Annotated in this window: 10 protein-coding genes; 4 read left to right on the forward strand and 6 right to left on the reverse strand. The window is 69.8% G+C overall.

The genetic code is table 11. The annotated features are described in order from the left end of the window. Positions 1 to 762 precede the first annotated feature (762 nt). The 3 genes from WMF36_RS28215 to WMF36_RS28225 all read left to right on the forward strand — a co-directional run bounded on the left by WMF36_RS28215 (position 763) and on the right by WMF36_RS28225 (position 5,247). On the forward strand, positions 763 to 3,474 hold the full coding sequence (locus WMF36_RS28215; protein WP_437573860.1) for a kelch repeat-containing protein: 2,712 nt from the start codon (positions 763 to 765) through the stop codon (positions 3,472 to 3,474). Positions 3,475 to 3,946: 472 nt separating this feature from the next. After that, a complete protein-coding gene (locus WMF36_RS28220) occupies positions 3,947 to 4,285 on the forward strand; it encodes a hypothetical protein (protein ID WP_437573861.1) in 339 nt (112 codons plus the stop codon). 638 nt (positions 4,286 to 4,923) lie between these two features. Further along, complete coding sequence (locus WMF36_RS28225) at positions 4,924 to 5,247, forward strand: hypothetical protein (protein WP_437573862.1); 324 nt, start codon at positions 4,924 to 4,926, stop codon at positions 5,245 to 5,247. Between the two features lie 386 nt (positions 5,248 to 5,633). On the opposite strand, the gene WMF36_RS28230 is transcribed toward WMF36_RS28225, so the two are convergent. Genes WMF36_RS28230 through WMF36_RS28245 form a run of 4 tightly spaced genes read right to left on the reverse strand, consistent with a single transcriptional unit; the run spans position 5,634 to position 11,440 of the window. Further along, positions 5,634 to 6,695: a hypothetical protein gene (locus tag WMF36_RS28230; RefSeq protein WP_437573863.1), complete on the reverse strand. Its 1,062-nt coding sequence runs from the start codon at positions 6,693 to 6,695 to the stop codon at positions 5,634 to 5,636. Positions 6,696 to 6,708: 13 nt separating this feature from the next. Next, a complete protein-coding gene (locus WMF36_RS28235) occupies positions 6,709 to 7,776 on the reverse strand; it encodes a hypothetical protein (protein ID WP_437573864.1) in 1,068 nt (355 codons plus the stop codon). Next, complete coding sequence (locus WMF36_RS28240; RefSeq protein WP_437573865.1) at positions 7,773 to 9,983, reverse strand: hypothetical protein; 2,211 nt, start codon at positions 9,981 to 9,983, stop codon at positions 7,773 to 7,775. Before WMF36_RS28240 ends, WMF36_RS28235 begins: the two co-directional genes overlap by 4 nt. Next, positions 9,980 to 11,440 carry a hypothetical protein gene (locus WMF36_RS28245; protein ID WP_437573866.1) on the reverse strand — a complete coding sequence of 487 codons (1,461 nt, stop codon included), beginning with the start codon at positions 11,438 to 11,440 and terminating at the stop codon, positions 9,980 to 9,982. Before WMF36_RS28245 ends, WMF36_RS28240 begins: the two co-directional genes overlap by 4 nt. A gap of 218 nt (positions 11,441 to 11,658) precedes the next feature. Here WMF36_RS28245 and WMF36_RS28250 point away from each other — a divergent pair, with 218 nt between their 5' ends. After that, entirely contained in the window at positions 11,659 to 11,823 is a 165-nt protein-coding gene (locus WMF36_RS28250; protein ID WP_437573867.1) for a hypothetical protein, read from the forward strand. 97 nt (positions 11,824 to 11,920) lie between these two features. Here WMF36_RS28250 and WMF36_RS28255 read toward each other — a convergent pair whose 3' ends face one another. Both WMF36_RS28255 and WMF36_RS28260 read right to left on the reverse strand, forming a co-directional pair. Then, positions 11,921 to 13,477, reverse strand: coding sequence for a hypothetical protein (locus WMF36_RS28255; protein ID WP_437573868.1), 1,557 nt, complete (start codon positions 13,475 to 13,477; stop codon positions 11,921 to 11,923). Positions 13,478 to 13,514: 37 nt separating this feature from the next. Continuing rightward, a complete protein-coding gene (locus tag WMF36_RS28260) occupies positions 13,515 to 15,152 on the reverse strand; it encodes a hypothetical protein (protein ID WP_437573869.1) in 1,638 nt (545 codons plus the stop codon). Between the last annotated feature and the right edge of the window lie 9 nt (positions 15,153 to 15,161).

The following is a 15,161-nucleotide window of genomic DNA, read 5'->3' on the forward strand; positions in this document are numbered from 1 at the left end:
GGGCGACTCAGGCCGGCACGCGCTCCTTCTGCTGGCGCGCGAAGTGAGAGGATAGGCATGTTGGGAACGTGGCGTCCGCAACCTCGTCCCCGCAGATCCTCGCAGGTGCCGACCGCATCGGTCCCACCGGTGACGTCGGCGCATCTCCGCCGTCGCCTGCGGGCGGTGGCACCGTGCTCGCTCGTGTCAGCTGCGCAAGGGGGCGCCAATGCAGAGACACATCGGTCTGGATGTGCATGCCACAAGCACGACGTTTGCGGTGGTCGGGGCAGAGCGGCAAGCAGCTGGGGTCACACGTGGTCGAGACGAACGGCCAACGACCGGCAGTCGACATAACGTCCAAAAGTACGATCCACTGATCTGCCTATAAAAACCAACAGATCCAACGAGTTCACTCGGCTGTGGTATATTGTCTACACCACGCTGGCGGGCCTGCGCGTGCTCGCGCCGCGATGGCCTCGACCGCGGACCGGTCCTCCGGCTGGTAGGAGACGTCGACGTAATCCTGCCGTCCAGCATGAGATCGCCCCTGGGCGCGTGGGGCCGCCTCCACGCCACAATCTGCGGGCTCGCGACAGAGCCCGCGGGCTTCCGTGAAACCAGAGCCTCCCCCGCGCGTAGGTCTGGGCAGCAACCGACCAAACTGGCCATAGACGAACGTCCAATCCCGTCGCCCCTCCGTCGGGGATCGGGTCAGTCGTCCGATGGCGCGGCGACGTTCGTGGCTCGATGTACGCCAACCCTCCAACAGGAGAGCTTCTCATGTCGTTTCCTCGTACCCCCGTACTGTCTGTCACCCTGCTCGCGCTGCTCACCGCGGCTCCAGGGTGCATGAGTGATGGCGGAGATGAGCCCGAGCGCTCCGCCGGCTCGTCGCTCCGGCTCCGCTTCCCCGATCAGGCCGGCATGGTGCTGGATCAAGAGCGCTCCTTCGTCGCCACCGGCGAGGGCTTCACGCGGCGAGCCGCGGAGAGCGACGCGTCCCCGCACAAACTCGTGGCCACGCTGCCGCGCGACGGCGCCGACGCGGTTCGCCTGCGCATCGACAGCGAGTTCGAGGTGAGCGTGCGCGAGCTCGATGTGGTGGGCGAGGGCCAGCCGACCGACCACGCGGTCTCGTATCGACGCGCCGGAGGTACCTCGTTCTGGACCGCCGTGCCTTCGGGCATGGAGGAGTGGCTGCACCTCGACGCCGGGGTGGCCCGCACGGGCGAGACGGTGGCCGCGTGGGAGGTCACCGGCGCGACGCTGCAGCAGCACGACGACGCGGTGGAGATCCTCGACGCCGGCGGCTTGACACGGCTCCGGGTGACGGCGCCGGCCGCGTACGTCGCGGGAGGCCGCGAGGTCAAAGCGCACCTCGCGGTGCGCGACGCCCGCATCGAGCTCTCGGTCGACGCCGGCGGTGAAGAGGTGCTCGTCGATCCGGCGTGGACCCCGGTGACGAATATGAGCGCGACGCGCAGCAGCCACTCCGCGACGCGTCTCCAGAACGACAAGGTGCTGGTGGTCGGCGGCATCCGCTCCAGCACCGTCCTCGGGACGACGGATCTCTTCGACCCGGCGACGAACCACTGGGCGAGCGCGGGGACGCTGATCACCGCGCGCCATCTGCACACCGCGACGATCCTGCCGAACGGCAAGGTGCTGGTCGTCGGTGGCTTCGGGGCCACAACCGGCCTGTCGACCGTGGAACTCTACGATCCGGCGACGAACCTCTTTTCGGCGGCGACCTCGCTCCTGGCGGCGCGGTGGAATCACACCGCGACGCTGCTCCCCAACGGAAAGGTGCTGGTGGCGGGCGGCTCGACGACCGGGACCGCCGCTCTCTCGACCACCGAGATCTACGATCCGGCGACGAACAGCTGGGCGGCCGGTGCCCTGATGAGCGTGGGCCGCGTCTATCAGACCGCCACGCTGCTCCAGAACGGCATCCATAGCGGCAAGGTGTTCGTCGTCGGCGGCCAGACGTGGGGCCTGCTCGCGTCGACGGAGCTCTACGATCCGACGACCAACGTATGGACGGCCGGAGCGCCCTTCGCCAACGCGCGCGCCTTCCACACCGCGACGCTGCTCGCCAACGGCAAGGTCCTCATCGCGGGCGGCACGACCGGCAACTCGGCCCTGGACGCGACCACCGAGATCTACACGCCGTCAACCAACAAGTGGAAGGCGTCCGGGTCGATGAGCGTGAGCCGCTATCGCCATCAGGCCACCTTGCTGCCGAGCGGGAAGGTGATCGTCGAGGGCGGCTTCCCCTACTTCCCCCCCGGCTCGACCTCGAGCACCGTGGACCTCTACAACCCGCTGACCAACACCTGGTCCACGACGGCATCCATGAGCACCTCGCGTTACGACCACACGTCGACGCCGCTCACCAGCGGTAAGGTGCTCGTCGCGGGCGGCGTCAACGACTTCGGCGCCACCGATGGCACCAGCGAGATCTACGACGCGGACCTCTGGTCGCCCACGAACGCGCTGAGCGCCGCGCGGACCGAGCACACGGCGACGAAGCTCGCCGATGGCAACGTGCTCGTCACGGGAGGGCAAGGGACCTCGTTCACGCACCTCACGAGCAGCGAGCTCTACGACTCGGCGAGCGGCGTCTGGGGCACCGCGGGCGCGCTGAGCCTGGGCCGCGCCCGCCACACTGCGTCGCTGCTCCAGAGCGGCAAGGTGCTCGCCGCGGGCGGGCGCACCGACGGCTTCGGCTCCGCCAAGACGACCGCGACCGCCGAAGTCTACACTCCGGCGACGAACCTCTGGCAAGCCGCCGGACCGATGAACGCCGCTCGGGAGAGCCACACGGCCATCGTGCTGTCCAACGGCAAAGTGCTCGTTGCGGGCGGAGGCGGTCCGACAGGCTATCTCGCGAGCGTCGAGCTCTTCGATCCGGCGACGAACACCTGGAGCTACGCCACACCGATGAACACCGCGCGCGCGTACCACAGCGCGACGCTGCTCCAGGACGGAGAGGTGCTGGTGGCAGGCGGGCTCAACAACGCCAGCTCCAACCTGGCGAGCGCCGAGATCTACGATCCCACGACGAACAGCTGGAGCATGATGGCCCCCATGAATGCGGGGCGCTGGCTCCACATGGCGTCACGGCTCGCCAACGGTCAGGTGCTGGTGGCGGGCGGGATTGGCGGCAATCCCCTGTCGAGCGCCGAGCTCTACGATCCGGCGAACGATGTCTGGACGCCCGCCGCGTCGATGAGCACCGAGCGTTACAGGGGCGCGTCGACGCTGCTCGCGAACGACGAGGTGCTCATAGCCGGAGGGGGAGACCTCTACAGCAATTACCTGGCGAGCACCGAGGTCTACAACGCCGTCGCTGACGCCTGGACGCTCGCCCCCTCGCTCAGCAAGGCGCGGGTGGCCTTCACCACGACCTTGCTCGGCAATGGCCAGGTCCTGGCGACGGGCGGCTCGACGGCCTTTGGCATCATCGCGAGCTCCGAGCTCTACCCGTAGTCCGGCGCCGAGAGCACCCCTCGACGAGTCCGCGCGACCTTGTTCACCAGGTTCGCGGCCTCGCTCCGAGGGGCTCGCTGCCGCGCCCCTCGCAACGAATCCTTCCAGCAGCCACGGGATCGTAGGCCAACGCTGGCCGAAGCGAAGGACAGGGAGCAGACCCGACCCAGGTTGAGGTCGTGCGCCACGGCGCGGCGGGTGTGACACTGTCACGATCGGTCACGACTCCATGCGACCCGCTCATGGCCATTGCCCGAGGCCTTGCGCGCGGGCGGCGGATAGGAAGACCGAACGACGGCTGGATCCCTGTTATCAGAAGAATCGCCCGCGTCGCCACGTTGCTCGTTCGTTGAGGAGAACGGAGAGGGGGATGATGGGCACTGGAAGCCGGCGGAGCCCATGGGTGGTCCTGGTCGTCCCCCCGCTCGTCGTCGTACCGACGCAAGCGAGAGCGTACGAACTGAGCGCCGGTGTGAGCCTCGGGTGGCTCCAGGCCGGTACCATTCCGCGCCTCGCGGTGGGGCCGCACGCGGGCATATCGTGGCCCATCCAGCGAGACATCCTGTTCACGGTGCACGACCTGTGCACGATCCTACCCCCGACCCAGGAGGACGGGCCCGGGGTCTACAACCAGACCTCGGTCGACATCGGGTACGCGTGGAAGGACGGCAACGTCAGCGCGGGGCCGACTGTCGCGTTCTACGTCATGCCGGCGTGCGGCGTCACCTTGTGCGGCCGCGTCGGTGGCTTGGCCGTAGGCGGCCACGCGCAGACCAACGCGTACGTCGCCGGACCGCTGGGGTGTCGGTGAGCGTCAACGTGGATTGGGTCGGTCGGGGCAGCCTGGTGCTCCCGGGCTATGTGTCCGTCGTCGTCGTTGCTGGTCCTGTGCTTCGATGGATTGAGAAATGAACGTGAGAAAAGTTCTATTATTGATCTTGGTCATCGCGGTTTGGGTGCTGACGGCGTGCAACTGAACGATAGGAGACTGCTATCCTGTCGGGGAAAGAACTTCGGGCGCAGGTGCCGGTCCAGGCTCGGAGCCCCGCCCTATCTACAGATCCGCCGCATCCGGTGACTTCGGGGCCGACCCGCAGGGTGGCGGCGAGCGCAAGATCGCGTGCAACGAGTGGGAACTCGAAGACGAAAGGGAGAGACCGAGCGACAGCGACAGCTCGGAGGATTTCCCGTTTGTCACCACCGTCAAGGATGACGGCCGGGGCAAGGCCGGCGGGTATCAAGAGGCCAAGGCCAACCTGAACTTCAAGCACAGGGGTCCGGGCGGCGTCAATGAGTGGTACTGTCCTCTCACCATCAAGATGCCGCTCCGGACTGAGTTTATGGGGAAAATCGATCCAGTCCGTGCAGCCGGTCTCAGCGAGGAGATCACGGAGGAGGTCGGATACAGGTCTGGACTTTGGTGGATCCGTAGCGGTTCCCCTGGGTGCGGTGCTCACGGCGCTCTACTGCATCTTGTGGCCCCTGATGCGAGAGCTGCAGAGCGGTTCTTGCTACTGCGTGGTGGAGACGGATGGAGTCCTTCGCAAGGACGAGTTGATCGAGGCGCTCGCGAAGATTCGCGTGCTCCTTGAGCCGCCGATGACTCCATGGGGCATCGCTGCCAAGCGCGAGTTCGAAGCTGCCACGCGCGCGCTCGAAGCGCTGGTCGCCTCGTGGGACGGTGACGGCGAGCCGCCGGCCGCCATGGTCGCCTGGGCCATGAGCTTCCTGGCGAGTTGGCCCGTGAACTCGGAGCCCGTAGCTTCGTCGTAGCACGACTGCTGGATGTTGCCCCGATCAGCAGAAAAGCCGCCGAGATCGCCAAGAGGAGAGCGGGAGGGCCGTCCCGGCATGTCCCCTCCTACTCCCATGGTTTCTTGGCGTCACGGCGGTTCGCTTCGCTGCCTGCCTTCCTGCAATCGTGGTAGCCGTCGTGGAGGTCCGTGCCGTTCTCCCATGACGTGACTCCGGCTATTCAAGGAACCGAAGCGTCTCGACGGAGTGGATGCCCACCCCCGGTCCGTGCTCGGCGCTTCGCGCCTGCGCGCGGCCCGCCCCTCCCTAATCGCGCGCTCCGCGCGCTCAGGGAGGGGTGCGCCGTCCAGCGCGTGCGCGCCCGGGTGCGACGCCCGGAGAACAGAGAGCATGCGCGGCCTCTGTCATGACATCAGGCCGAGCGCGAAGAGCGCGTCGGCCCAGAGCGGCCAGAGCGTGCGGTAGGGGTGGGTCGCCAGCAAGATGCCACCGTTCGGGAGGCGCCGGACGTGGAACCGGGCGTGATCCACCAGGAAGTAGACGTGCTCGCCCGTCAATTCCACCCAGGTGAGGGACCCGCCGCCGCGCGTGAACTGCTCGCCGCGCGCCCTGGCCTGCACCGTCAGGTTGTGGATCTCCTCGGCGCGTGGCTCCGCGGCGCGCCACGCCTCGTCGGGCACGTCCGCCGCAGCGATGAGCGCCTCGATCAGGGCGGAGCCCGGCAGGCCCAGCGCCTTGAGGACGGTCTCGCGGGAGAGCGGGATCGAGCGCCCGCTCTTGTCCGACGGAACCACGCGCGCCCCGGCCGGCGCGGCTTCCACCCGCGCGCGGAGCGCCTCCGCCGGTAGGCCCGCGATCCGCGAGACGCTTTCGCCATCGTGGAGGCTGACCCACGACAGGGCGAGATCGCGCGCGATGTCGCCGGCGTTCGCGTGGTACGTCGCGCACATCGAGACCGGCGCGAGCCAGGTCCACGCGCTCGTGCAGCCGCCGGTCGAGACGCGCCCGGTCGCGTCCGACGCGCAGACGCGGAGCAGCAGGTCCTCAAGGTCATCCAGCACGATGTGCCACGCGAGCTCGGCTTCCGCCTCCACGGAGCGCGGGCCGCTGCCCAGGGCGGGGTACAATTCCAGCGGGAGAATGTCCGCCGCGCTGGCAGGGACCATGTGGATGGGGCCCCGTGGCTTGAGACGTTCGCTCTTGCCCGTGAAGCAGCGATAGTGGCCATAGAACGTGCGTCGGTCGTCGAGCTCCATGGCGAAGTAGGTCTCGGCGTCGGTGCGTCCGAAGTGGGCGCGGATCATCGCGACCGCCTCGTCCACGAAGTTCACCGAGCGATCCACGTCGGAGCCCATCCTCACGCTGATATAACTCCCTCGTGCAACGAGAGCCGGCAACGCCGCCGCGAACGCGTCGCCCCGCTCTGCCTCGTCACACCAGGCGAAGAAATACGGCCCTGGTTTCATCCTTGGATCACCCTCATGAGGTTGCTGGGTCAGGGATCAGCCCGAGCGAGAAGAGCGCGTCGACCCAGAGCGGCCAGAGCGAGCGGAACGGGTGGGTCGCCAGGATCACACCGCCGCCCGCGAGGCGGCGCACGTGAAAAGGCGCGTGCTTTCGGAGGAAGCGGACGTGGGCACGCGTGTCCGTGTGCACCGGCCACGTGGGCGGGCCTTCGCCCGTCTCCGCGATCTGGCTCGTCAGCGCCAGGATCTCTCCCGCGCGCGGCTCGGCGGCGCGCCACGCGTCGTCGGGCGCCGCCGCGGCCTCGAGCGCCTCCAGCAGGGTGGCGGGCGGCGTTGCCAGCGCCTTGAGGACGGTCTCGCGGGAGAGCGCGTGCGCGCGCTCGCTGCCGCCCTTGAGCGGGACGCGCGCCCCAGCCGGCGCGGCGTCGACGCGCGCGTGGAGCGCTTCCAGGGACAGGCCCGCGTTGCGCGATACCATCTCCTTGTCGTGGCGCTGTAGCCACGACAGGGCGAGATCGCGCGCGATGTCCCGCGCGTCCGCGTTGTACGTCGCGCACATGCGGACGGGTGCGATCCAGTCTCCCCCGTTCGTGCACGCGCCGGTGCGGACGCGGCCGCTCGCGTCCGGCGCGCAGAGGCGGAGCAGGAGGTCCTCGAGGTCGTCCCGGAGCAGGTGCCACGCGACCGCGGCCTCGGCCTCGATCGAGCGCGGGCCCCTGCCCCAGGCGAGCTCGAGGTAAGAGCAGAGAAACCTACGCTGGTCGCACGTGGTCATGTGGATGGGTCCGGCCGAAATGTCACGGCCGGCCTCTTCGGTGTAACAGTGGCAGCTGCAGCCGAAGATACGTTTGGAGCCGGTCAGCATGACGTCGAGGCCTGCTCCAGCGGAAGGACCTGCGGCAAACTCGGCGCGGTTCATCGCAACCGCCTCGTCCATGGAGGTCGTGTAGAATAGACCATCGTCCGTCATCATGCTGATACGAGTCCCTGGATGCATGAGCGCCGGCAGCGCCGCCAGGAACGCGTCGAGCGTCTCTGCCGCGTGACACCAGGCGAAGAACGACGGTCCTGATTCGCTCATAGCTGGGTCACCTTGATGGGGTGATTGAATCCTTTCAGGGTCACTTTCTTGCGCGTCTTCGTGTTGAAGAGGTACCCATCCTTGACGGCATAGGTATCTTTCGGCTTGAATTTCGCACCGCGCGTCATGATGAGCTCGACCTGCTCGACATCCCCCGCGACCCCCTTGTTCCGTAGCCCCTCCATCCCGTTCGACAACTGCTTGAACACATCGTCTAGCTCAACCGGGTTGCCCCCTTTCACTTCGCTCACGATCAGCTTCTGCCCGCGGGACACCGTCACGAAGTCAGGAGCCTTCCCACCGGACATGCCGGGGAGCGACTCGTCTGGAAGGTTGAGCATCTTACGCACGCCGCCGTCGCCGACGCCGAGGAGCGCCCGCTCGTCGCGGGTCATGAAGCTGATCGCCGTTTTCTCGAAGGTGTTGAACCCGGCTTCCGTGACGTGCCCTTTCAGCGTCTTGAACCCGCGGAGCCTCCATACCTCGAACCCCTTGACAACGACCTTATCGACCTTTGCGATCTCCCCAGCGATCCGGATCCCACGAGGCGGTAGCGCGCCGGCGGCGGCGACGCCGTGCCAGACGTGCCCGACCGCCCCGAGCCCGAAGCCCAGCCCCGAGAAGATCCGCTCCTCGTCGCTGAGCTCTCGCCCGGCCGGCAGGCACCACTCCTTGCCCGTCACGGCCTCGCACAGGTCGAGCGCCGGTCCCACCACCGGCACGAACCCCACCCCGATGCGCGTCGTCGCGTGCACCAGCGTCTGCATCACCTCCGCGTACGCCTCGAAGCCCTCGCCCACCGTCGACATCGCCCCCGCGAACGCGCTGATCGTCTGGTAGAGCTGCGTCTGCTCCAGGTCGAGCCCGTCCCCCCTCCACTGGTTCAGGCTGTCCTTCATCTGATCCGCGAGCACATCGAACCTCGGCTTCAGCACCCTGTCCACCTGCGCCCGCAGGTCCGGCGGCACCGGTGAGTCCTCGAACCAGTCCGACGCATCCATGAACTGCCGCACGAACCCGGTGATCCGGTTCTGCGCCTTCAGGAACGCGTTCGTCTCCGAGAGCGACACCCCCATCCGGTCGCGCAGCGCGATCTCCAGCGCCGCGCTGTTCGCCCGCCACGCCCGCACGTTCGCCACGAAGTCCGCCCGAAGGACCACCACCCGGCCGCTCACGTCCGCCTCCAGCGCCGCGATCACCGCGTCCGCGTACGCCGCGTACGGGTCCCTCCCCTCGTCGAACGCCCCGTCCACGTCCGCGATGTCCGGCACCTCGACCCACGGCACCTCGCTCTCCCCGAGCGCGTACGCCCCCGCGTCGTCCGGGTTCCACCCCGCGGCGCGCGCGTCCTGCGTCGCCAGGTCCGCCACCTCGTCCGCCTGCGCGCCGAACTCGTCCATCAGCCGCGCGAGCTCGTCCTCGAGATCGCTGACGCTCTTCTTCAGGTCGTCGACGAGCTGCTCCATCGCCGCCCGCGTCTCCGCGCCGACCGCGTCCTTGTACCGGTCGAGGATCGCGTCGAGATCGGTCCGCGAGATCTCGTCCAGCGGCCGGCTGACCAGGTCCTTCAGCTCGGTGTCGAGCTGCTGGAGCAGGTCCATCTTCTCCGCCAGGCGCGCCACCCGCGGGGCGTTCGCCACGAGCGCCTTGCGCTCCTTGGCGATGTCGGCGAGCAGGATCTCGATGTCGCGCGCGAGCGCCGGGTTGATCTCCGCGAGGCTCAGGTCGAGGGTCGTGTCGCCGGAGAACGCCACCCCGCGGCGACGGACGTCGAAGAGCGGCTTGTTCAGCCCGAGCGGCACCGAAACGAGGTTCACCACCTCGCGCGCGTTGACGCAGGTGTTGTCGCCCCCCTCCCTGCTGGCGCGGAAGTGGAAGTCGTTCATGCCCATCCCGAGCAACACCGAATCGAACGCCGCCTCCATCCGATTGCTCTCCGAGCCGTCGTCATGGAACGCGAACTCGCCCGGAACCTCGTAGGTGGGAAGCGGCGTATCGTTCACGCGAAAGTACGGCGCTCCAGGGTTGGCGAGCTCGGGGGTGAGACACCCCGGGTTGAACTGGGTGGAGACCCAGTCGAGGGTGTACGGCGTGCCAGCCCACGCGAACGACGGCGCCACCACGGCCGCCACGGTGACCAGCGCGACGAGCTTCTGCAGTGCCGCGGCGCCCCAGCCACGCCGCGCAACGTCCTTCGAGCCTCTCATGTCCCCTCCGCGCCGCGCACGGCGGCGTCATACGCGACCGCGGCGCCCTTCACGTCGCCCGCGTCGAGCCTCGCCTGCGCCGCGTCGAGCGCCGCCGCGACCATCCCCTTCTCCCGCAGCGCCGCGAGGCCCTCCGCGATCTTCCGCGGCAGGCCCGTCCGGAGCTCGGCCTCCGCGTCGTCGAACCGCTCCCGAAGCGCCGCGCACCCGGCCTCGCGCCACGACGACCCCGCCGCCCCGCAGAACGGCCGCATCTGCACGAGCCCCGCCAGCTCCCCGCACCGCTCGGCCAGCAGCGGCAGCCCGAGCTTCTCGCTCACCGGCGGCGCCGCCGACAGCGCCGCGACCTGCGCGCGCGCACGCTCCCCGAAGGTCTCCGACGCCCTCCGGGTCCGCGACCGCGCGATCGCCTCGCGCGCCCCCTCGTCCATCCGCAACACGCGGAGCGCCTGCCGGCGCAACGCGATCCCGCCGAGCAGCGCCGTCGCCGTCGCGTCGCTCCGGGCGACCCGCCGATCCGCGTAGCCCAGCATCGCGCTCAGCGACCGCAGCGCCCCCGAGGTCATGTCCGGCAGGACCGCGCCGTGCGTCGCGAGGAACTCCCGGTGCGGCGCCATCGCCTCGTCGAAGGAGGCCGCGAAGACCTGGAGCGCCGCCGACGACCTCAGGATCTCCGCGGCGAGCTCGCCGGGCGCCCGGCTCGCCTCGCGCGCCGCCGCGAGCACCGCCTGCTCCACGCCGTCGAGGCCGTCGATGTCCGACCGCGACGCCTGCTCCGAGAGCGCCGCGTACGCCGCCGTCTCCGCCGCCTCGGTCGCGCGGTACGCGGCGAAGCGCGCCGCGACGCCCGCGTACTTCGATCGCAGCGGGGCCGCGTCGCTCCGGGCCTGGTCGAAGATCGCCTGCACGACCGCCATGGCCTGCTTGTCGGCCGCGAGCGCGACGGCGAGCGGCTCCGTCTCGGCGCTCGCCTTGTCGATCATCGCCCTCTTGAAGTTGCCTGTCGCGTCGACCGGCGCCTGCGCGAGCAGCGCTCTCTGGCGGTCCGTCGCCTCGTCGAGCAGCGACTCGAGCTTGCCCGAGAGCGTCGCCCGCAGCGACTCGGCGTTCCTCGCCTCGTCCCGCACGTAGTCGATCGCCTCGTCCACATGGCGGAACCAGACGTCGAGCGAGGTGCCGCTCGCGACGATCGCATCCAGCGTCTTGTTGTTCGGCCACGTGGCCCACATCTCGATGGGCAGCGCGCCGTCCTTCTCGGCCTGGCTCCACGCGGCGCCCGGGCCGAGGTTCTCGCCAACACAATGCTCCTCGCCGCCCACCGCGGCCGCGCAGAAGCTCCCGAACGTGGGGTCCTCCCGCTCCCACAAACACCCGGCCCCCGCCGCGCCAAGCGCCAGGGCGCCGACAGCCGCCGCAAGGATCGTCCTCCGTCGCCACGGTCTCGATCTCTCGCTCATACTCATTCCCTCCACCCCGCGATTTTCTCGCTTGCGCACGCTCGCCCGCACGTTCGCCCGCTGCAAGCGTCCGCACCAGAGCGGTAGGACATTGCTCGGCGCTGGATCGCGCCCGGAACGCCAGGTCGTCCGTCCTCAATGCGCGGACAGTCGCCGAACCGGAGAGGTGTGCTTGGGGTGCGTGGCGCCACGGCCTGCGGGCCGGCCGGGGGGTCGAGGTGGACGCCGCTGAGCTCGTGGCCCTCGCCGGCGCGCTCCGCGAGCGAGGTCTCGGCGCCGTGGACTGCCAGATCGAGCTCGGGGCTGTCGCCGGCGAGCTCTCGAGCGCGGGCTCGGCGCCGCGGCCTGGAGCAAGATTCCTGGAGCTCGGTGCGACCGTCTAGCTCGCTGAGTTCAGGCTCACGTGCGGTGTCCCGCAGGCCCGGGCGCGTCGCCGCCAACGCGCCACCGGTGTGTGTTCACAGAGCCTCTGCGTCGACCCTACTCAGGGAAGCGCAGCGTCTCGACGGCGCTCCCGTCCTCTCCCGTGATCACGTCACCAGACCAATCCCAACTCGTGCCACCCGGGCCCGGCAGCCCGATCTCCCAGGTGACCCCCTCCAGCGTGAGTTGGTCCTCGTCGAGGTAGGCGATGCCGATGGAGTCGCCACCGCGCCCGGGGCCGCCGTAGCCGCCGTCGCCTCCGGGGCCGCCGCTGCCACCCTGGCAGGACCACATGCCGTCCCCCAAGGCGCCTCCTGGAGCGCCTCGGCCGCTTTTGCCGCCTTCTTCCGGCTCCCCGCCATCGCCGCCTTGGCCCCCGTCGTCGCTCGTGATGATGCTGTCGCGCACCGTCACCTTGGCGTGGAGCGCCACGATCGCGATGCTCGGTTGGGCGTTCCCGCCCCCTCGGCCGCCCCGCCCCCCGCAACCGCCCGCGCCTCCGGAGCCGCCGCCGGCGCCGCCCTTGGTGGCCACGCCGCACACCGCGAGCCCACCGCGACGCCCGCCGCCCCCACCACCGCCTTGACCCGGCATCCCCCGGTCGCCGTCGCCGGCCCCGTCGCCGTGCCATCCGGTCTCATCGATTCGCCCGCGGCCCTTTCCCGCTGCGCCGGCGGCGCCCCACATGCCGCTTCTCCCGGTGGTGCCGCTGGAACAACCCCCGTCTGCCGGGTCGCCAGATCCCCCACGCCCCTCGTGCTGTGGGTTCGGCTCGGGTACGGGCTCGCCGTCCTCCCCATCTCCGGCGCCGCCGGCGAGCCCGTCGCCCCCCTTGCCACCGGCGCTCGGGATCCCTCCCTCGCAGGAGTTCACCGGCGGAGCCCCACCCGGGACCGTCGCTGCGGAGCACGCGTCTCCCCCATACTGCCCATCCGGTCCTTCCGCTGCCCGGCCCGGCCATTTCTCCCCATCGCGGCCCCGCCTTCCGGGGTCGGCTTCGATCCAGCTTCCGACGATCTCCACCGCGGTGCCCGACCGAACGATCATCCCGACATGCATTTGGCTGCGGAAGGACATGTGATCGATGATCGAGACCCCGTCCGCTGCCCCCGTGTCGCCGGCGCGGGCCGGCTCGACGATCAGCGCAATCTGCCCGGCCGAGGGGGGATCGACCTTGCTCATGCCCTGCGCCGGGAGTGGAGTCTCCCTCAGGGGTTCCCAATCGACGACATTGAAGCCTCCGTAGATATCCACCCCGGAGGGGAGCGTGATGGACTCCTCGAAGCCATCGCTCGCGGCGAACACGCGACCGCGCCCGGTGCGCGCAAGCTCGATGCCGCGCTGGAGGGAACGAACCGGCCTGTCCTTCGTGCCGGGGTTCGCGTCGTCACCGCCGAAAAACGGATGGTTGACGAACACGCCGCAGCCGTCGACCAACCGACCCTTCGCAAGCTGCTCCAGGCAGACGGACTCGGGGACCGGATCGCCTCCACACGTCGAGGGTCCGTCGCACGGCGGCGCACCGCTCGGGTCGTCCACCCCCGGTGCGGTCCCGCAGCCGGCCGAGGCGAGCGGCAGAGCAATGACGAGGAGGATCGCGGAATTCAGGTTCATGGGCATCCCTCGATGGCCGCGTGTCACGCGGCGCGATTCAATGGATCGGCTCGCTTGCCGCCGGGAAGGCAACCAGAGGACCTTGGGGGCCGGATTTCCCTTTGCCCACCTCGTCCTCCGGACCGGCGTTCCCCGCGAGGCCGCCGTCACCGGCGGAGCCGACGGTGATGCTGGTCCCGGGTCGAATGGCGAAGTTGGGCACCACGTAGGCGAGGCCGACGGAGGCGCCGCCCAGCCCGCCGCCGGCATCGCCTCCGCGACCGCCGTGACCTCCCGCGCCGCCCTTGCATGCACCCCACATTGCATCAACAAAACCCACGCCTCCGTGAGCGCCCAGCTGACCAGCGCCGCCCGGTTGGCCCGTTCCGCCGACCCCGCCGTTGCCGCCCTTGCCCGTGAACACGTTGGTGTTGGCGACGGTCAGGTCCGTGCCCTCCAGCGCGACGATACCGATGCTCGCGCCGCCATAGCCGCCGCCCCAACCTCCCTTGCCGCCGCAACCCCCGCTTCCCCCCGAGCCGCCGGCCGCACCACTTTGGGGGCGGCTTGTCGGACACGCAAACATGGGTCCGCGCGACTTGCTGCCGCCGCCGCCGCCGCCGCCATAGCCGACGCCGCCCTTCGTCCCGTCCTCACCACGGACACCGATCCATCCATCGTCGCTGAGAAAGCCTGGACCAAACGCGCCATCCGCACGACCACCGTCGGCGCCGTCTGCGCCATCGCCTCCGTCGCGGCATCGCGTTTGATCCGCGCCGCGCCCCGCTTGGCTGTCGCGCACGGGATCCTCCGCGAGCGCCGGCTGCCCCGGTGCGCCATCGCCGCCGACGTCGAGTCCGCCGTCACCGCCGTAGCCGCCCGTCGATTCGATGCCGTCGTCGCACACGGTGACCACCGGAAGGGCGCCCACGGCAGCGTCCACAGTACATGCGTTCGCGCCGTGGTTCCCGGACTCGCCGTCCTTCGCCCGCTCGGTGTCCGCGTCCTCGCCCGGCGCCCCGCCCTTGCCGTTGCCCGCGACGATCACGCTGTCCTGCACGATCGCCCTGGCCCCGGTGCTCAAAATCACCGCGATCGACGACTTGCCATCGGGCGCCGAGGCGTCCGCCGCGACCACTCGCACGCCGGCGATCACCGACGTCGTGTCGTCCCCTGCGAGCGCCGTACCCGCCTCCCCGAGGACCCGCAGCGGGATCCCCCCCGGCGGAGCGATGATCGTCGGGTGATCCGGTCCGCCGAACGATCCCTCGTAGGACCAATCCCCGCCGTCACACCGACGCCCGCCCCAGAGGTCGATCCCCGAGGGCAGCGTGATCGTCTCCGCGAACTCCCCGCCGCACGCGTACACGCGCCGGGTCGCTTCCTCGCCGCGGCCTCGCCCGTGCTCTGCGAGCCCGATCGCGTGTTGCAGGGTCTTCACCGGCGCTCCCTTGATGCCGGGGCTGCTGTCGTCGCCCTGCTCGCTGACGAACACCCCGCACTCGTCGAGCGCCGGCGCCGTCGCTGGATGCCCGTCACAGGGCGATGGCTGGGGAGGGAGCGGCTCGCACAGGTAGCCCTCTGCGCAGCTGTCGGAATAGCAGCCGGAGACGCCGGCGGCGCCCGTTGAGCCCAGCGCAAGGAGTGCGAGGTAACGAGCAATCCCGCGAACTCGATCATCAAGCCGACGGCCCATGAGCTTCCC

The organism is Sorangium sp. So ce887 (genome assembly GCF_051521455.1).
In the GTDB taxonomy this organism is placed as follows: domain Bacteria; phylum Myxococcota_A; class Polyangia; order Polyangiales; family Polyangiaceae; genus Sorangium.